The sequence below is a fragment of the Gemmatimonadota bacterium genome (genome assembly GCA_022560615.1).
GTDB lineage: Bacteria > Gemmatimonadota > Gemmatimonadetes > Longimicrobiales > Gaopeijiaceae > UBA1138.
The window spans coordinates 308,872-327,065 of record JADFSR010000001.1 but is presented as its reverse complement, the minus strand read 5'-3'; the positions used below and the strand labels follow the sequence as shown (position 1 = coordinate 327,065).

Annotated in this window: 14 protein-coding genes; 11 read left to right on the top strand and 3 right to left on the bottom strand. The window is 64.4% G+C overall.

Annotated features, from left to right (window positions below; genetic code table 11):
- Nucleotide 1: 1 nt before the first annotated feature.
- Both IIB36_01485 and IIB36_01480 read right to left on the bottom strand, forming a co-directional pair.
- Entirely contained in the window at nt 2–1,663 is a 1,662-nt protein-coding gene (locus IIB36_01485; protein ID MCH7530419.1) for a M28 family peptidase, read from the bottom strand.
- Between the two features lie 71 nt (nt 1,664–1,734).
- Nucleotides 1,735–1,941 (bottom strand): hypothetical protein, encoded by a 207-nt coding sequence (locus IIB36_01480; protein MCH7530418.1) that lies wholly within the window; start codon nt 1,939–1,941, stop codon nt 1,735–1,737.
- A gap of 492 nt (nt 1,942–2,433) precedes the next feature.
- On the opposite strand from IIB36_01480, the gene IIB36_01475 reads away from it, so the two are divergent.
- The 11 genes from IIB36_01475 (at nt 2,434) to lpdA (ending at nt 16,908) form a co-directional block, all read left to right on the top strand.
- The gene (locus tag IIB36_01475) at nt 2,434–4,725 is read left to right on the top strand and encodes a hypothetical protein (GenBank protein ID MCH7530417.1); all 2,292 of its coding nucleotides are present in this window, start codon (nt 2,434–2,436) and stop codon (nt 4,723–4,725) included.
- On the top strand, nt 4,722–5,516 hold the full coding sequence (locus IIB36_01470) for a zinc ribbon domain-containing protein (GenBank protein ID MCH7530416.1): 795 nt from the start codon (nt 4,722–4,724) through the stop codon (nt 5,514–5,516). The genes IIB36_01475 and IIB36_01470 overlap by 4 nt, the downstream gene beginning before the upstream one ends.
- 26 nt (nt 5,517–5,542) lie before the next feature.
- A complete protein-coding gene (locus IIB36_01465; protein MCH7530415.1) occupies nt 5,543–6,568 on the top strand; it encodes an NAD(P)-dependent oxidoreductase in 1,026 nt (341 codons plus the stop codon).
- Nucleotides 6,565–7,335 (top strand): TIGR00730 family Rossman fold protein, encoded by a 771-nt coding sequence (locus tag IIB36_01460; protein ID MCH7530414.1) that lies wholly within the window; start codon nt 6,565–6,567, stop codon nt 7,333–7,335. Before IIB36_01465 ends, IIB36_01460 begins: the two co-directional genes overlap by 4 nt.
- A gap of 200 nt (nt 7,336–7,535) precedes the next feature.
- On the top strand, nt 7,536–8,621 hold the full coding sequence (lipA, locus tag IIB36_01455) for a lipoyl synthase (GenBank protein MCH7530413.1): 1,086 nt from the start codon (nt 7,536–7,538) through the stop codon (nt 8,619–8,621).
- Between the two features lies 1 nt (nt 8,622).
- Nucleotides 8,623–9,690: a pyruvate dehydrogenase (acetyl-transferring) E1 component subunit alpha gene (gene pdhA / locus IIB36_01450; protein MCH7530412.1), complete on the top strand. Its 1,068-nt coding sequence runs from the start codon at nt 8,623–8,625 to the stop codon at nt 9,688–9,690.
- Nucleotides 9,626–10,708 carry a pyruvate dehydrogenase complex E1 component subunit beta gene (locus tag IIB36_01445; protein MCH7530411.1) on the top strand — a complete coding sequence of 361 codons (1,083 nt, stop codon included), beginning with the start codon at nt 9,626–9,628 and terminating at the stop codon, nt 10,706–10,708. The genes pdhA and IIB36_01445 overlap by 65 nt, the downstream gene beginning before the upstream one ends.
- A gap of 43 nt (nt 10,709–10,751) precedes the next feature.
- Nucleotides 10,752–11,963, top strand: a complete 1,212-nt coding sequence (locus IIB36_01440) for a 2-oxo acid dehydrogenase subunit E2 (GenBank protein MCH7530410.1) — start codon at nt 10,752–10,754, stop codon at nt 11,961–11,963.
- 33 nt (nt 11,964–11,996) lie between these two features.
- A complete protein-coding gene (locus IIB36_01435; protein MCH7530409.1) occupies nt 11,997–13,664 on the top strand; it encodes an amidohydrolase in 1,668 nt (555 codons plus the stop codon).
- A 181-nt stretch (nt 13,665–13,845) separates the two neighbouring features.
- Nucleotides 13,846–15,129 (top strand): alkaline phosphatase family protein, encoded by a 1,284-nt coding sequence (locus IIB36_01430; GenBank protein ID MCH7530408.1) that lies wholly within the window; start codon nt 13,846–13,848, stop codon nt 15,127–15,129.
- A gap of 366 nt (nt 15,130–15,495) precedes the next feature.
- A complete protein-coding gene (gene lpdA, locus IIB36_01425; GenBank protein ID MCH7530407.1) occupies nt 15,496–16,908 on the top strand; it encodes a dihydrolipoyl dehydrogenase in 1,413 nt (470 codons plus the stop codon).
- A gap of 48 nt (nt 16,909–16,956) precedes the next feature.
- On the opposite strand, the gene IIB36_01420 is transcribed toward lpdA, so the two are convergent.
- A complete protein-coding gene (locus IIB36_01420) occupies nt 16,957–18,189 on the bottom strand; it encodes a 4-hydroxy-3-methylbut-2-enyl diphosphate reductase (GenBank protein MCH7530406.1) in 1,233 nt (410 codons plus the stop codon).
- Nucleotides 18,190–18,194 lie beyond the last annotated feature (5 nt).

Genomic DNA, 18,194 nt, shown 5'->3' with positions numbered 1-18,194 from the left:
CCTACCTCCCCGTCATCATCGCGTCCCGAGCAGCCTTGAACTCCTGACCGTCGTTCCATTCTGGCCAGCTGTCGTCGCCTGCGACATCGAGCAGAACCGAGAGCACGAGCGCGCCCTGCTGCACCGCACCGTCGAATACGAAGTCCTCGCTGTACTCGTCGGACGGCGCGTGGTAGCGGTTCGCCGTGTACTCAATCTGGATTTCGGAGCCCCATCCCTCGGGGCGACCCCGGTACTGCCGCCCGTGCTCGACGTAGAGAGACGGAACCCCGGCCTTGGCGAACGGGAAGTGATCGCTGCGGAAGAAGAAGCCCTTCTCCGGTTCAGCGTCCGGGCTGATGGTCAGGCCGAGCATCGCCGCGCGCCGACGCACATAGACACCCAGGGTGCTCCTTTCCTCACCGTGCACGATGATGTCGTCCGTCTCGCCCCAGAGGTTGGCACCGTCGATGTTGATCTCGGCCACCGTTTGCTTCAAAGGGTGCAACGGTGACTGCGCATACCACTGTGCGCCAAGGAGGCCCTGCTCCTCTGCCGCTGTCGCGATGAAGAGGATCGAACGCTCAGGGCCCTGAGGCATCGCGGCAACGGTACTCGCGAGGTTGAGCAGCATCGCCGTGCCCGACGCGTTGTCGTATGCACCGTTGTAGATCGAGTCGCCCTCGACGGCTTCACCGACACCGAAGTGATCGTAGTGCGACGTCACCGTGATCCACTCATCCGGACGTTCGGTGCCGCGAATGAGACCCACGACGTTCTTCGTCTCGACCATGCGCACCGAGCTCTCTACGCTTGCCGACACGGTGATCCCGGTCTCCACGGCGTTGAACGCTCGTGTGGCGGCGCGAGCCTTGAGCTCGTCGAAGTCCAGCCCTGCGGACGCGAGCGTAGCACGCGCGACGTCGAGCGATATCCATCCGACCAGGCCTGCTGGCGTCGTGCCGCTCGGGTCCGGCGGCAGGGAGAACTGCTCGCCCGACCAACCGCCACGCACAACGCTCCAGGGGTATCCCGCAGGCTCTGTCTCATGCACGATGAGGGCCCCCAGAGCCCCCTGGCGTGCCGCCTCCTCATACTTGTAGGTCCACCGTCCGTAGTAGGTCATCGCCCGGCCACCGAACAGATCCGGTTCCGCGGCCGGCGCGGGTGGATCGTTGACGAGGATCATGATGTACTTGCCCGCAACGTCGACCCCGGAGAAGTCGTTCCACTCGCTCTCGGGCGCGTCGATCCCGTATCCGACGAAGACCAACTCCGCGTCGCCGCCTGCGCCGTCGGCAACCGGATCACCGGCGTTCAGCACGAACTCCGTGAGGTAGCGCGGGGTCACGGAAGCGTTCGGTCCGGAGAAGGACAGCGACACAGTGGCCGTGTTCGTCGTCGTTCCCACCATCGGAACGGTCTGGAAGTACGACCCGCCCGGTGCCTCCAGACCGTATTCCTCGTACCGCTCAGCGACGTAGTCCGCCGCGATATCCCCGCCTGGCTGGCCGGGCGCGCGGCCCAGGAAATCATCGGACGAGAGTGTCCTCATATGCTGAGCGATCGCGGTACCGTCCAGCGCCGGGATGTGCTCGGCCATGTTGTAGCCCTGACCGGCGTCGGGAACCGCCTCGCAGGCGGCGATGACCAGGAGCGACGAGAAAACGAAAGCGCGGCGCACGATTGCTACCTCCAGAGATGTGTCGGGAACGTGCAAACGGTATACGTGCGAGCGTAGCCGTGACAACAGTGTTAGCGATCAGCATTAGAACAGCCCGTCCAATACAGGTGCACCTTCCAGCGCTTCGCCCCGCGCACCACGCGCGCGACGTCGAAGCGGAAGAGACCGTCGAGCAACGAGGTGCCCACGCCGACGCTAGCGTTAATCCCCCGGAACCAGCCGATCGAGCTACGCACCCCGGTGACGTCCACGTCATCCGCGGCGAGCACGGTCGTCACGGTGTCGTCTGTAAACGAGTCGAAGAGGAAGAAGGTCTGTCTCGAGGGCTACGCTTCGCTGACGCTCGCGGAATGCGGTCAGTTCGTAGCGCGTGCGCTCCCCGAGCTTCCGGTAGCCAAGGGACGCTCCGGTCGCCCGGTAGAACTGAGCCGTGCCTCCGCCGAGGAAAAGGGCGTCGGCGGAGCTCGGAGCTTGCCTTCATAGCTGTCGATGCCTTCGACGGTGCGAAGCTTGGCGGCGCGCGCCCGGGCCAGGAGAGCCTCCACATGCGGGTCCCTGGTACGCATCCTTGCGGGAAGGTCTCCTGCGCCCGCAGGGTCGCGGCTGGCGGGCCGATCGGAGAGCCGAGAGCAAGGAGTAGGACCACACCGGTCAAGCCAACTCGCCGGGTCCGTTGCCGCCCTTGCACAGCCGCGGTACCGTATTCCGACACCTCACGCAGCGCGCCGCGGGAGGCGTCCGCCGCGGCGTGTCGCACAACGGGAGTATCGATGATTCGCCGGCTCATTTCGGCCCTCGTGGCCCTCTCGATTTTGGCTCCCGCGCTCGCGGCCCAGAGCGTTCCTACTCCACGGGACCACTTCGGGTTCGACATGGGTGAGGACCGGAAGCTGGCGAACTGGGATCAGCTCACGGCGTACTACGAGATTCTGGCAGAGCGGAGCCCGCGTGTGGTGATGGAGTCGCTCGGCCCGACCACGATCGGCCAGCCATTCGTCATGCTCACGATCACGAGTCCCGAGAACCACGCTCGCCTCGAAGAGCTGCACGAGATCCAGATGAAGCTCTCGGATCCACGCACCATCTCCGGAGCCGCCGAGCTCGAGCGCCTCTTCGACACGGGTAAGACCGTCGTGATGATCACGCACGGCATCCACGCGACCGAGGTCGGCGGAAGTCAGGGGGCGGCACGGCTGGCGCACATCATGGCGTCCTCGAACGACGAGAAGATCCTCGAGATCCTCGACAACGTGATCTTCCTCCAGATCCCCTCGCTGAACCCCGACGGCTTGCAGTGGGTCGTGAACTGGTACAACGAGCACGTGGGTACCGAGTTCGAAGCTGCTCCCCTGCCTTGGCTTTACCAGTTCTACACGGGTCACGACAACAACCGCGACTGGTACGCGTTCACACAGAACGAGACGATCCACACTGTCGCCGCACAGAACGAGTGGCACCCGCAAATCGTGCACGATATTCACCAGATGGGTAGCAACGGTGCGCGCATCTTTTTCCCACCCTACATCGAGCCGTGGGAGCCGAACATCGATCCTGCGATCACGACCGCGGTCAACCAGCTCGGCACGTACATGGCGGCCGAGCTCACCTCTCAGGGCAAGAAAGGCGTCGTGGTAAACGCCCAATACGACGCCTTCACGCCGGCGCGGGCCTATATGCACTATCACGGCGGTGCCCGCATCCTCTCCGAAACCGCGTCCGCGCGCCTCGCCTCCCCGACCACGGTGTCTCCGGAGCGCTTTGGACCGGGTCGCAACTTCGATTCCAGCAGGCGCTCCTGGAACTTCCCGAACCCTTGGCAGGGTGGCGATTGGGGCTTACCCGACATCGTCGACTACCAGACCTCGGGAGCGCTCGCGCTGCTCACCAACGCGGCCAAGAACCGTCGCTATTGGCTCGAGAACTTCTACGGCGTGAACAAGCGCGCTGTCGACAAGTGGGATGAGTGGCCCAACGCCTGGATCATCCCGGGCGGGCAGGAAAACCAGACGGGCGTGAAGTACGCGTTGCGTTCGCTCGTTATGGCCGACGTCGAAGTACATCGCGCCGAGTCGAGCTTCTCGGTCGGAGGAATGCAGTTCCCGGCCGGTAGCTACGTGATTCCGATGAATCAGCCGTACGCCGGTTTCGCCAACTCGATGCTCGAGATCCAATACTACCCTGATCTACGGGAGTATCCGGGTGGCCCGCCCCAGCGTCCGTACGACGTGACTGCACACACGTTTGGCTACCTCTTCGACTTCGAGGCCGTCGCGATCGACGGGCATGTAGGCGTGGGCCTCTCTGAAGCGATTGAGGCTCCAGAGTTCGACTTCCGGCTGCCGGATCATCTAGCTGGGTCCGACGCACCACGCATCGCGATGTACAAGTCGTGGCAGGAGCCGATGCCTGAGGGGTGGCAGCGCTGGGTTTTCGATCAATTCGAGATGGCGTACGACACGCTGCATGACGCTGACATCCGCGGAGGGGTGCTCAGCGGCTACGACGTGCTCATCTTCCAGGCGCAGAGCGCGGAGTCGATCCGGGAGGGGTACGACGAGGGTCAGCTCCCCGCGCAGTACACGGGTGGGCTCGGCCGGCAGGGGGTGGCTGCCGTGAAGGCTTTCGTCCAAAACGGCGGACGGGTCATCGCGATCGAGGCCGCGGCAGAGTTCGTGGCGGATCTCTTCGAGCTGGAGGTTTCGAGCGTGACCGCGGGCTTGTCCAACACCGACTTCTACATTCCCGGTTCGATCCTCCGTCTGGAGCTCGACCCGTCGTCGGAGATCACTGAGGGCATGAGGAGTGAGACGGCGATTTGGTATTGGCGGAGCAGCATGGCATACGAAGTGGACGATTCCCGTGTACGCGTCGCGGCCCGCTACGGCTCGGGCGATCCGCTGCTCTCGGGTTGGGTGCTTGGTGGTGAGCACATCGCGGGCAAGCCGGCGATCCTCGAGGCGGACATCGGCGACGGCTCGCTCGTGCTCTTCGGGTTCCAGCCCAACTACCGGGCGCAGACCGTCGCGACGTGGCCGCTTCTCTTCAACGCGATGCGCAAATGAGCAAGCGCGGCGGCGGGAATCCGTTCTGCCCGGAGTGCGGAAAAGCCGCGACAGGCAATTTCTGCCAGCAGTGCGGCGCCAAGCTTGGGGGGCGCTTCTGCAACCAGTGCGGCGCCAAGGTCGCGCCGAACGCGAAGTTCTGTAACCAATGCGGCGACAAGGCGGGGGACGGAGGCGGCCATCGTGCCGCCGCGGCCGCGACCGTCGGGGGTCAGAACCTGCGGTGGTGGATCGCGGGGATCGCGATGTTCGGACTGATCATCGTGGTCGGCACGCAGATGGTCAGCCCAGGCGGGCCGGCTGCGCCGACTCCGGTGCAGCCCGCTCCGCAGACGAGTGTAGGTACGCTGCCCGACCTCACTTCGATGACGCCCATCGAAGCGGCGGACCGGTTGTTCGAACGCGTGATGCGAGCCATAACGCGGGGCGACTCCGCTGAGGCCCAACAGTTCATGCCGATGGCGGTCGGCGCCTACGAGCGGGCGCGCCCCCTCGACCTGGACGGCCTATTCCACCTCTCCCTGCTTGAGCGCACCGCCGGCTTGCTCGAGGAAGCGCTCGCGACCGCGCAGCAGATCCTCGACCAGGATCCTGACCACCTGCTCGGTCTCCACGCTGCAGCGGAGGCCGCCGCCGAGCTGGGACGGGCCGTCGAGGCCGCGCTTCACTACCGTCACATCGTCGACGTGTACGCGCCGCAGATGGCGCGTCAGCTCCTCGAGTACGTCGATCACTCAGGCATCACAGACAACCTACTCAGCGGCGCGGAGGCGTTCCTGGCCGCCCGCTGAGGGCACCAAGGGGCTCTCCCAACCACATGCGCGTCTATCTGACAGGAGGGACGGGGCTCCTCGGGTCCCACCTCGCGTCGGAACTGAGAAGTCAGGGGCATGAGGTGGTCGCACTTCACCGCCCGGACGCCGACACTCTCCCTCTGGAGGAGGCCGAGTGTGAGTTGGTCGAGGGCGACGTTCTCGACGACGCCGGCATGCTGGCTCCCGGCATGGAAGGCTGCACGCATGTCGTGCACAGTGCGGCCCTCGTGTATTCCGTTGGCACGTGGCCCGAAGTACGGGCGGTGAACGTGGATGGGACACGTAACGTGCTGACTGCTGCGGTCCAGGCGGGCGTGGGGCACGCGCTCTACGTCTCATCGGTTGCCGTCTACGGTCCGGCCGAAAGGCCAGTGGACGAGGACACCCCCATCGACTCGATCATTCCGGCGAGTGACCTGTACGCCCGCTCGAAGCGAGAAGCCGAGGAAGTGGCACGAGGCATCGAACGCGTTCAGAGCCTCCCCGTTTCGATCGTGCGACCGAGCGCGATCTACGGCGAACGAGACCGGCTGATGGTGCCTGCGTTACTGAAGATCCTGCGAATGCCGGTCGTGCCGCTGCTCGGATCAGGCATGAACACAGTCCCGGCGGTCTATGCAGGCAACCTTGCCGGCGTGCTCCGGCGCGTCCTGGAGGCGGCCCGCGGTGGGACCACGTACGACCTCGGCCTCGACCACCCGCTCACCCAACGCGACCTGCTGGAGTTCCTGGCGCGGGGTCTTGGTAGGCGTGTGAGATTCGTAACGATTCCGGCTCGACTCGTGAGTGCCTGCGCCCGGTTCCTCGAGCGCGTGGGTGTATCGACTCCGGGCGCGAGGCATGTTCCGATTTCGCGGGTGGCGCGGCTCGCGCTCGGTGACAATCCGTATCCTTCGGGGCGCGTGCGAGAGGAGCTCGGGTGGGATCCGGCGTACGAGCACCGTGACGCGCTGCTGCGAACCGGCCGCTGGGCCGCCGCCCACCTTGACAGCCCACGGGCTGCCAAAACCTCCGGGAGCAGTCGATGAGCGAGAACAGCGGTAGCCGAAGCCCTCAGCCGTATGCGCACGTCCGCCAAACGGAAGACGAGCGCCTTCTGGAGAGCGTGGAGGAGTTGCAGACGATCGGGCGGGACGCGTGGAGGATATTCCGCATCATGGGCGAGTTCGTGGAAGGCTTCGAGGGCATGAGCGAAATCGGACCCGCGGTGTCGATCTTCGGTTCGGCCAGGACGAAAAGCGGCGATCCGATGTATCAACGGTGCACCGAGACCGCACGGCTACTTGGCGAGGCAGGCTTCGGCATCATCACCGGTGGTGGACCTGGCATGATGGAAGCCGCGAACAAGGGTGCGAAAGAGGCCGGCGCCCGATCCGTCGGATGCAACATCGAGCTGCCGTTCGAGCAGTATACCAACGACTACATCGATGTCTCGATCGACTTCCGGTACTTCTTCGTGCGCAAGATGATGTTCGTGAAATACGCGGAGGCGTTCGTGATCTTCCCCGGTGGCTTCGGCACCATGGACGAGCTCTTCGAGGCGCTCACGCTCATGCAGACGCACAAGGTGCGCAACTTCCCGGTTGTGCTCTTCGGCTCCGACTATTGGGGCGGGCTGATGGAATGGATGCGCGGGACGATGGCCATCGAGGGCAAGATCGCCGAGAACGACCTCGACATCTTGCTCGTCACGGATAGTCCCGAGGAGGCGCGCGACCACATCGTGCACCGCTTCGAGTACCGCAAGTCGATTCGGGAAGGCAAGCTGCCACCAGATTGGAGTGAGCCTAGGTGATCTCCGGGCCCGTCCCTTGTAAGCAAACCCCTCTCGCAGCTACCTTTTTTGGCTCCCCGACGGAGGTCCCGCCGCTGCAGCATGCGTGGAACCGCCAGACCTGCGGGGACCTTTTCGTCTGGTGACGCCACGTCGCCAACCGGTTGTGGTTCGCCGCGCAGCGACAGCGCGGGTTGGAGGACGGAGTGAGCAAGACCGCGATGGAGACGCCGTACGGCTACGCGCCCACCGGAAAGGACACCGGGCTCGTAAAGCCGAAGGGTACCTCCAAGATCCGGGCCCATGAGGGCCTCGAGACGATCGATATCAGGTCGCGGAAGCCGCATTGGTTGAAGGTTCGGTCGCCGGGAGGCCCCAACTACTTGCGGTTGCAGAAGAAGATGCGGTCGCAGGGCCTTCACACCGTCTGTGAGGAGGCGAGCTGTCCGAACATCGGCGAGTGCTGGGAGGCCGGCACGGCCACGTTCATGATCCTCGGCGACGTCTGTACGCGAGCGTGCAAGTACTGCGGTGTCGCGCACGGACTGCCGACGAAGCTCGATACCGACGAACCGCGCCGCGTGGCAGAAACCGTCGCAAGCATGGCGCTGGAGCACGTGGTGATCACGAGCGTCAATCGCGACGAGTTACCGGACGGCGGTGCAGGTATCTTTGCCGAAACGATTCGCTCGATCCAACGAGCGGTTCCCGGATGCTCGGTGGAGGTGCTCATCCCGGACTTCAAAGGTGATGAGGACGCGCTCCAGACCGTGGTCGATGCCCAGCCGGCGATCTTGGGACACAACCTCGAGACCGTTGAGCGCCTCCACCCCGACGTGAGGCCGGGCGGACGCTATTGGCGTTCGATCTCGTACCTCGGGGCGGTGAAGCGGCTCGATCCGGGGATGATTACCAAGACCAGCATGATCCTGGGCATGGGTGAAGAGCACGACGAGGTGAGGCAGGCGATGGCCGACCTGAGAGAGGCCGCGGTCGACGTGCTCACGCTCGGACAGTATCTGCGCCCCTCTGCGATGCACATTCCCGTAGCGCGGTGGGTCACGCCTGACGAGTTCGCGATCTACAAGCGCATCGGTGAAGAGGAGTTCGGATTCAAGCACGTCGAGTCCGGGCCGCTCGTGCGCTCCAGCTATCACGCCAAAGAGCAAGCGCGTGAGGTGGTGGCGGGGGGACCGGGCAAGATCCGGTCGGTGATGGAAGCCGACATCCAGGCGCCCGCGGAGATGCGGCTGGACCTCGTTCAGCTCGAGCTCGGCCGTCCCAGCCGGCCGGTCGCGGGTTCCTGAAATGGCAGAGACCAAGACCAAGAAGACGGGCGGGAAGAAGAGGGACGTGCTGGGCGAATATGGCGTGAGCCCCGAGCTGGCCCTCGACCTGCTGAGGGACATGCTGCTCTATCGGCGTTTCGAAGAAAAAGCCGAAGAGGCGTACGCGATCGGCAAGATCGGCGGTTTTTGCCACGTGCACATCGGGCAGGAAGGTGCGGCCGCGGGCAGCATCAAGCCGCTGCGCGAAGACGACTACGTCATCACCGCGTACCGCGACCACACGCAGGCGATCGCCAAGGGTGTACACGCGAACGCGGTGATGGCCGAGTTGTTCGGTCGGGTCGATGGGGCGTCCGGCGGCAGGGGCGGGTCGATGCATATGTACGACAAGTCGTGCCGATTCATGGGCGGCCACGGCATCGTCGGCGGCCAGGTGCCGCTCGCGACCGGCATCGCTTGGAAGATCCGGTACAGCGACGAAGACACGGTCGTCATCGTCTACATGGGCGACGCGGCCGTGAACCAGGGCGGATTCCACGAGTCGTTGAACATGGCCGCCGTGTGGGAGCTTCCGGCAATCTACGTGGTCGAGAACAACGAGTACGGAATGGGGACCGCGTTCAGCCGAGTCTCCAAGACGGACATGTCCGCCAAGCCAGTCCCTCACGGGGTCCCGGCGAGCGTAGTGAACGGTCAAGACGTGCTCGCCACGTATGCGCACTTTCGTGGGCTGATCGCCGAGGTGCGGGGTGGTGGCGGTCCTCGCTTCGTGGATCTGCAGACGTACCGCTTCCGCGGTCATTCGATGTCCGATCCCGTCTCGGGCACCTACCGCCCGACCGAAGAGGTCGAGCGCCGCAAAGAGGAAGACGACCCCATCGCGATGCTGCGTGACAAGCTCCTTGCCGGGGGTCACCTCGATCAGGCCGGCCTCGAGGAGATGGACGACGAGGCCCGCCAGATCGCGCAGGACGCTGCCGATTTCGCGGAGGCTTCCCCCGTACCCGATCCCTCCTCTCTGTATGAGAACGTTTGGGCGGAGATCAACGAGAACGGGCGTCTCTTCTTCGACGGAAGGCCGAGATGACATCCCTGCGGTTCCTCACGGTAGGAGTTCATCCGTAATGGCCGTCATGACCTACCGGGATGCGCTCAACGAAGCGCTTCGCGAGGAGATGCGGCGCGATCCAGACGTCTTCCTCATGGGCGAGGAAGTCGCCGAGTACGACGGGGCGTACAAGGTATCCAAGGGCTTGCTCGAAGAGTTTGGCGACAAGCGCGTCGTCGACTCACCAATCAGCGAGCTGGGCTTCACCGGACTCTGTGTGGGCGCGGCGATGGCCGGGCTGCGTCCCGTCGTGGAGTTCATGACGTTCAACTTCGCGTTCCTGGCGATGGATCAGGTCATCAACAACGCGACGAAGATGCACTACATGTCCGACGGCCAGTTTCCGATACCGATCGTCTTCCGTGGACCGACCGGCGCCGCGCTACAGCTCTCCGGCCAGCACTCGCAGGCGTGCGAGACCTACTACTCGCACGCACCTGGCTGCAAGGTCGTCACGCCGGCAACGCCCGCAGACGCGAAGGGGCTGCTCAAGGCCTCGATCCGCGACAACGATCCGGTCGCGTTCATGGAGGGTGAGCTGCTGTACAACGTCAGGGGTGAGGTGCCCGAGGATGACGATTACGTCATCCCGCTTGGAGTGGCGGACCTGAAGAACGAGGGCTCGGACGTCTCCATCATCACGCACGGCAAAATGGTGCACATCGCGCTTCAGGCTGCCGCGAAGCTCGACAAGGACAACATCGGCGCCGACGTGCTAGACCTGCGCACCATTCGCCCTCTCGACATGGATGCGATCCTCGAGACGGTCAAGAAAACCAACCGGGTCGTGTATCTCGAAGAAGGTTGGCCGTACGCGGGCACGGGCGCGCAGATTGTTGCGATGATCCAGGAAGAGGCGTTCGACCACCTCGACGCACCGATCCTGCGTGTGACGCAAGCCGACATCCCGATGCCGTACGCCAAGAACCTCGAGATCCTGGCGAAACCTTCGGCTGACCGGGTTGTCGAGGCGTGCCACAAGGTCCTCTACCGATGATTCAGATCCGACGCGGCCCCTGGGGCCGAGGACGGCGATAGACATGGCGACCAAGGTCCACATGGAGGCGTTGTCGCCCACCATGGAGGAAGGGGAGCTCGTCCAGTGGCTCAAGGCTGAGGGTGACGACATCGCAAACGGCGACATCCTCGCCGAGATCGAGACGGACAAGGCCACCATGGAGCTCGTCGCGCGTGGTGAGGGGGTGCTTCGGAAGATCTTCCTCGCGGCGGGCGGTACGGCGGAGGTCGGCGCGGTCATCGGGGTGATTGCCGGAGCCGACGAGGACATATCGGGCATAGAGGGTGTGAGTGGTGGTGGGGCGGCAGCAGAGCCCGCCGCTACGCCTGACACGCCACTCACCCTTCCAGCATCCGCGGAGAACGGCGGCCGTGTGAAGGCGTCCCCGTTGGCCCGTCGCCTCGCAGAGGAGACGGGCGTCGACATTGCGCGCGTGCCCGGATCGGGTCCAGGCGGCCGAGTGGTCAAGCGAGACGTGGAGGCCGCGAAGACTTCTGGAGTGGCGGCCCCTGTCGCCGTGCCCGCTGCGTGGGCGCCGGACGGTGCCGAATACGAGGACATCCCGACGTCGCAGATGCGCAAGGCGATCGCGAAGCGACTCGTCACCTCGATCGGTCCTGTGCCGACGTTCTACCTCACCGTCGACGTGGACATGGGCCGCGTGATGGAGGCCAGGAAGAGCATCAACGCGATTCTCGAGAAGGACGGCATGAGGATCTCGATCAACGACATCCTGCTGAAGGCGATCGCGGCGGCGCTGCGTCAACACCCGAACTGCAACGCACAGTGGCACGACGACTTCGTCCGCCGTTTCAATGCCGTGCATCTCGGCGTTGCGGTCGCGATCGAGGATGGCCTCATCACGCCGGTCATCAAGAACGCCCACGCCAAGGGCATCGCGCAGATCAGCGCCGAAGTTCGGGAGCTCGCGGGCCGCGCTCGCGAGAAGAAGCTCATGCCCGACGAGTACACGGGCTCGACGTTCACCGTCTCCAACCTCGGCATGTTGGGCATCCACGAATTCACGGCGATCATCAACCCGCCCGAGTCGGGTATCCTGGCGGTGGGTGGCATCGTGGAGACGCCGGTTGTCATCGACGGTCAGGTCACGGTGCGGCCACGGATGCGAATCACGATGAGCTGCGACCACCGCGTCATCGACGGAGCGCAGGGCGCGCGCTTCCTGCAAACGCTACAGGGCATGCTCGAGGAACCGACGGCGATCTTGCTGTAGACCTCGTGCAGGGGCGCAACGTAGTATGACGCGATGAGAGAAAGTCATTTGCGCCGAGTGCCGCTCGGCGTGGCGACGGTCGTGATGCTGTCCGCGTCAGCCTGTGGCCCCGACCCCGCCGACCTCGTCCTCTTCGGTGGCGCGGTCGTCACGCTGTCCGACGCCGGGATCGTCGAGGGCATCGCCGTTCGGGGCGAGCGCATCATAGCAGTGGGATCGTCGGCAGACGTCCGCGTCTACGTGGGCGCCGACACGCGTGTCGTCGAGCTCGACGGCCGCTCGGTCATTCCCGGGCTCGCCGACAATCACTTTCACGGGATCGGAGGCGGACCGGGCGTCGACCTGTCGCAGACGCGCTCGCTCGCGGACGTTCTCGGCGCGATCTCGGCCCGCGCGGCGGAGACGCCCGCCGGCGGGGTGATCGTCACGAACAGCGACTGGCATGAAGGTCAGCTCGCCGAGCACCGGCTCCCGTACCGCGACGATCTGGACCGGGCTACGTCGGATCATGCTGTCGTCGTCGTGCGGGGTGGCCACGAGTACATCCTCAACAGCTCTGCGCTCGCCCGATGGGCCATTGACGAATCGACGCCGCCTGTGACGGGGGGCCGCATCGGGCGGTACGCGGACGGTCGGCTGAACGGGGAGCTGGTCGATCGGGCCAAGGGCCTCGTGGCGCTGCCGCCGAGGCCGCGCCCAACTCCCGCCGCCATGCTCGACGTGCTCGCCGAGTCCCACCGCACGCTCAACAGTCGAGGCATGACGAGCATCCGCTACCCGGGTGGCTCCCTCGGCCAGTACGGCGCGCTGCAGCAACTGAAGGAGGCCGGTCGCCTGAACATCCGGGTGGAGTTCCTATTGCGTGCCCCCGGCTCGCCGGAGGCGCTTGCTCAGGCCCTGGACGGATGGCCGACTCCCGGTGAGGGCGACGCCTGGCTGAGGATCGGCGGCGTGAAACTCGGGGTGGACGGTGGCTTCGAGGGTGGGCTCATGCGTGAAGCGTACGAGGAGCCGTGGGGTGAGGGCGGCACCTTCTACGGTCTCCAGACTGTGAGGCGCGAGCCGTTCATCGAGACCGTGCTCGCGCTTCATTCCCAGGGCTGGCGTGTCGCGACGCATGCGGTGGGCGACGCCGCGATCGACCTCGTGCTCGACGCGTACGAGGCCGCGAACGCCGATGCGCCGCTTGCGGGACTCCGCTGGGTGATCGAGCACGGCTTCATCCCGCGCGCGGACCAGTTCCCGAGGATGCGCGCACTCGGTCTGGCCGTTTCTGCGCAGAATCATCTGTATGTCGCCGCGCCGAGCCTCGTCGAGTACTGGGGAGGAGAGCGAGCCGCTTGGACGACGCCTCTTCGGGCGTATATCGACGCCGACATCCCGGTCTCGCTCGGTACGGACTCACCGGTCGTGCCGTACGACCCGTGGTGGGTCCTCCACCACTTCACCACCCGAGAGACGATCAGTGGGGGTGTGGTCGGCGCCGACCAACGAGTGACGCGCTTGGAGGCGCTTCGGGCGGCCACGGAGGGCTACGCCTACCTCACGTTCGCGGAGGACGAGCAGGGCACGCTCGAGGTCGGGAAGCTGGCCGACCTCGCGGTTACCGCCGAGGACTACCTGACGTGTGCGGATCCCTGCCTCGAGACGATGCGGGTAGACCTGACCGTCGTGGGCGGCCGGATCGTGTGGGAGCGCTAGCGCACTCGCTCCTACTCCTGTTCTGGCTCGCAAACTCCGGTACCGGCCCAAAGCGACATCCGGGTACGCGGCACCATCCGAAAGGTGACCAAACTCGGGGCCGCGACTTGGATTCAGGTAGGCGACCAGGCGATGGGTCGCTATTCTACGCCGTCGTCGTTCGACTCCCACCGTGACCAAAATGCACCGCTCCCGCCTCTTGGCGATTCTCGGTTCCCTCGCGCTCACGGTCGCCGCGTGTGGCGGTAGCCCGGCGACCACGACCGACCAACCCGTCGAGTCCGACACGACCCCGAAGAATGCCGAGGCGCACAACAGTGCACCTTACGTCGTGCTCGTGTCGTTCGATGCTTTCCGATGGGACTACCAGGACCTATACGCGACGCCCAATTTCGACCGGGTCGCGGCCGCCGGGGTTCGCGCCGAGCGGATGACCCCCGTTTTCCCCACGAAAACGTTTCCCTCGCACTACTCCATCGCGACCGGGATGTACGCGGAGAGCCACGGACTAGTGGGCAACACGTTCTGGGCTCAGGACAAGCAGGCGTGGTATAGCATCGGGAACCGAGTGGCCGTCGAGGACGGCGGCTTCTACCGAGGTGAACCGATCTGGGTCACGGCGGAGCAGCAGGGCATGATCGCCGCTTCGTTCTTTTTCGTCGGCTCGGAAGCGCCCGTGAAAGGCGTTCAGCCCACGTATTGGAATCGGTTCGATGCCTCGATCCCGAACAACACCCGTGTCGACCAGGTGCTCACGTGGCTCGGCATGCCGCTCGAGAATCGGCCGCACATGATCACGTTGTACTTCGAAGATGTCGACAACGCGGGTCACGACTTCGGCCCGGGTAGTTCTGGGGTTGGAGACGCGGTCGCGACCGTGGACGCGAATCTCGGCCGGCTACTCGACGGCATCGCTCTTTTGCCCCATGCGAACGACGTCTTCGTAGTGCTGGTCTCGGATCACGGCATGATGAGCCAAAGCGCGGACCGCGCCGATGTGCTCGACATGGAGCTCTATCCGGGTGTCCGGCTAGGCCAGGCAGGCCCATACGCTAGTCTGTACGTCGATGAAGGAGGCGCGGAGCGGGCTGCCGCAGTCCGTGACTCGATCGCGGCGACGATGCCCGAGAACGGGGTCTATCTGCGGGCCGATGTGCCGGAGCGGCTCCACTACAGTGCCGATCCACGGGTGGGCGACATCGTGATCGTGGCCGCAGCAGGGAGGTCGGTCGTCACTCCCGACCGCGTGCCAGACAGCGATGGTTTCAACCACGGCTGGGATAATGCGTTCCTGGGCATGGGCGGCATCTTCCTGGCACAGGGCCCCGGGATCGCCGGAGGACAGACGATTGACGTCTTCGAGTCGATTCACGTCTATCCCTTTCTCGCGAGCGTACTGGGATTGACGCCGAACCCGGATATCGACGGCCGACTCGAAGTCCTCCAGCCGATCCTGGGGAACTGAGCTTGCCGGTCGTATGCAGCGAGCGCTGGCCGCTGCTCATCAGGGGTGTCATCGACTCAAACTAGAATCCGCCTTCTATTTCTGTGACCCTGGCCGCGTCTTCGGCGGCGCCGTAACCCCCAGTCCACGAGGCTGTCCCCAGGTGCCCTATCGCCCCGAACTCAGGTCCGATCTTAGGTGCGGCCCCGTCCGAGGGTGAAGCGCGCATTCCCTGACGTCCACTGGGTTACGGGCCTCGTCGCGGCTCTCTTCAGCGGGCCGGTTGCTCACCTTTACCCTTCGACCCGGCTGTTCTACCTTCGTGATCCCCACGATTTCCGCCCGTCAGGGCCTGCTCCAGGCCCCTTTCATACAGTGAGGAACCACGTGGCTGGCGACAACAGCGGACGCTTCGACCTAATCGTCATCGGGAGTGGCCCGGGCGGCTATGTAGCTGCGATTCGGGCCGCTCAACTCGGTATGAACGCGGCCTGCGTCGAGGCGGAGGAGTTAGGCGGCGTCTGCCTGAACGTCGGTTGTACTCCAACGAAGGCGTTGCTCTCGAGTGCATTCTTGGTCAATGAGATGAAGGACGCGGAGAAGCACGGCATCATAGCCAAGGATGTGACCTTCGATCTCGCTCCCGCGCAGGAGCGTAGCCGTCGCGTCGCGGAGCAGATGGCGAAGGGCATCGTCCATCTCTTCAAGAAGAACAAGGTCACGCATCTGCCCGGCCACGGCCGCCTGAAGGGCGCCGGAAAGGTCGAGGTCGAGGCGCATGACGGCTCCAAGACCGTCTACGAGGCCGCCAACGTGATCATCGCTACCGGTTCGCGCCCGCGGGACCTGCCTGTGCTCAAGATCGACGAGGACCGCATCTGGTCGTCGACCGGGGCGCTCATGCAGAAAAGGGCACCCGAGTCGCTGTTCATCGTAGGCGCTGGAGCGATCGGCGTGGAATTCGCCGACATCTACGATTCCTACGGCACCAAGGTCACCGTCGTCGAGGCGCTCGATCGGATTCTGCCGCTCGAAGACGCCGAGATCTCCAACTTCATGGAGCGTCTGTACAAGAAGCGCGGCATCGACATTTACACCGGCTCCTTTTTCCAGAAGGCCGAGATCGAGGCGGACGGTGTCAAGGTCACGTTCAAGGATAAGAAGGGTGAAGAGCAGACGCTCAAGGTTGAATACGTGCTTTCCGCGGTTGGGCGCGTGCCGAATTCAGAAGACGTCGGCCTCGACGCCGCCGGAGTCAAGCTCGACGATGGGGGCTTCATCGTGGTCGATGAGCAACTCATGACCACCACGCCGGGCGTCTACGCGCTCGGCGACGTGGCCGGGCGCCAGCTTCTCGCCCACAAGGCGAGCCACGAAGGCATCGTCTGCGTCGAGCACATCGCGGGACAGGGTCATGGCACCGTCGACTACGGCAACGTGCCGAACTGTACGTACTGCCATCCGGAGGTTGCTTCCGTGGGGCTGACGGAGGAGCAGGCCAAGGAACAGGGATACGATGTCGCGGTGGGAAAATTCCCATTTGTCGCCAACGGGCGCGCGGTAGCGGGGGGCCACGCCGAGGGTTTCGTGAAGGTCGTCCGCGACAAGAAGTACTCGGAGATTCTGGGGGCCCACATCGTGGGACCGCACGCCACAGAGCTCATCGCTGAGTTCGTCGTGGGCCGTCACCTGGAGTCGACAGTCGAGGAGCTCGAGAAGGCGATGCACCCGCACCCCACGTTGTCGGAAGCCGTAGCCGAAGGAGCACTCGCCGCACTCGGAAGGCCCATTCACATCTAATCGGTGGTGGGGCCGTGGTGGCACCGTAACGCGACCCGCCAGCTGAGGCTACGCGGTTTGCGTGTCGGCGCGGAGATCGACCTCGATGCCGCGACTGGTCAAGATTCGCAGGAGCGCCTCACCGATCTTGTTGTTGGGCGTCGATGCGCCTGCTGTGATACCGAGCACGAACGGTCCCTCGGGGAGCCAGTCCGCGGTCACGATCTGCGGTGCGTCGGGGCTCAGCCCAACCTTGTGCCGGATCGTCCCCTTCTCGATGTCGATGCACGAGGCGTCCTCGACGTGGAACGTCCGCGTGTGTTGTTCACAGAGGTGCGCGAGGTGGTTCGTGTTCGAGGAGTTGTAACCGCCAATGACCAGCATGACGTCGGGCGGGTCCTCCATCATCTCGGCGACCGCGTCCTGACGCTCCTGCGTCGCCGAGCAAATCGTTCCGAACGAGCGGAAGTGTGTTGCGGCGTGCTCGTCACCGAAACGCTCGACCATCGTTTCGTGGATCTTCCAGCCGATCGCGAGCGACTCGTTGGCAAGCATCGTGGTCTGGTTGGCCACGCCGATGAACTCGAGATCGACGTCAGGGTCGAAACCGTCCGACGCCTTCTTCTCGAAGTGGGTCATGAACTCTTCGCGCGACATCTTGCCGGGCCTGTCGGCGATGTAATCGCAAATGAGCTTCGATTCATCCATGTCACGGATGATGATGAACCTGCCGCCGTCGAATTTGTGCACCTGCGAGGCGGTCGCGCGGGACTCCTCGTGCGTGTCCTTGCCGTGGATGACTGCGGTGAAGCCGTCCTTCGCATAGCTCTCCACCCGCTTCCAGACATGCAACACCGAGCCGCATGTCGTGTCGACCAGGATGCATCCGATGTTCTTCAACTCATCGAAGTCGTGAAGAGTCACTCCGAATGCCGGCATGACGGCAACGTCTTTCGGCGTGATTCGGGAGAAGTCGAAAATGCCCGACTCGTCGGGGTAAATGAAGGAGATCCCCATGTCGATCATCCGCTGGTTCACATATGGATTGTGGATGATCTCACCGACCAGATAGATCTTCTTCTCCGGGAAGTTGTGCACAGTTTCGTAGGCGTAGTCGACGGCCCGATCGACGCCGTAGCAGAAGCCGAACTTGTTCGCGAGCCTGATGGAGACATCCCCAAACTGGCCCCTGTTCCCGTTTGATCGGATCTGCTCGACCAACGCCGATTTGAATTCGGCGTCGATGACCGGCCTGAGCTCTTTCCTGAGCCCGAAGCCTTTGCGGAAGTATGTCTGCTCCATCCGTC

Bases quoted from the DNA above. Each gene is read 5' to 3' on its own strand.
- IIB36_01475 (MCH7530417.1), top strand. From the start codon at position 2,434: ATGATTCGCCGGCTCATTTCGGCCCTCGTGGCCCTCTCGATTTTGGCT.
- IIB36_01470 (MCH7530416.1), top strand. From the start codon at position 4,722: ATGAGCAAGCGCGGCGGCGGGAATCCGTTCTGCCCGGAGTGCGGAAAA.
- IIB36_01465 (MCH7530415.1), top strand. From the start codon at position 5,543: ATGCGCGTCTATCTGACAGGAGGGACGGGGCTCCTCGGGTCCCACCTC.
- IIB36_01460 (MCH7530414.1), top strand. From the start codon at position 6,565: ATGAGCGAGAACAGCGGTAGCCGAAGCCCTCAGCCGTATGCGCACGTC.
- lipA (MCH7530413.1), top strand. From the start codon at position 7,536: ATGGAGACGCCGTACGGCTACGCGCCCACCGGAAAGGACACCGGGCTC.
- pdhA (MCH7530412.1), top strand. From the start codon at position 8,623: ATGGCAGAGACCAAGACCAAGAAGACGGGCGGGAAGAAGAGGGACGTG.
- IIB36_01445 (MCH7530411.1), top strand. From the start codon at position 9,626: ATGAGAACGTTTGGGCGGAGATCAACGAGAACGGGCGTCTCTTCTTCG.
- IIB36_01440 (MCH7530410.1), top strand. From the start codon at position 10,752: ATGGCGACCAAGGTCCACATGGAGGCGTTGTCGCCCACCATGGAGGAA.
- IIB36_01435 (MCH7530409.1), top strand. From the start codon at position 11,997: ATGAGAGAAAGTCATTTGCGCCGAGTGCCGCTCGGCGTGGCGACGGTC.
- IIB36_01430 (MCH7530408.1), top strand. From the start codon at position 13,846: ATGCACCGCTCCCGCCTCTTGGCGATTCTCGGTTCCCTCGCGCTCACG.
- IIB36_01420 (MCH7530406.1), bottom strand. From the start codon at position 18,189: ATGGAGCAGACATACTTCCGCAAAGGCTTCGGGCTCAGGAAAGAGCTC.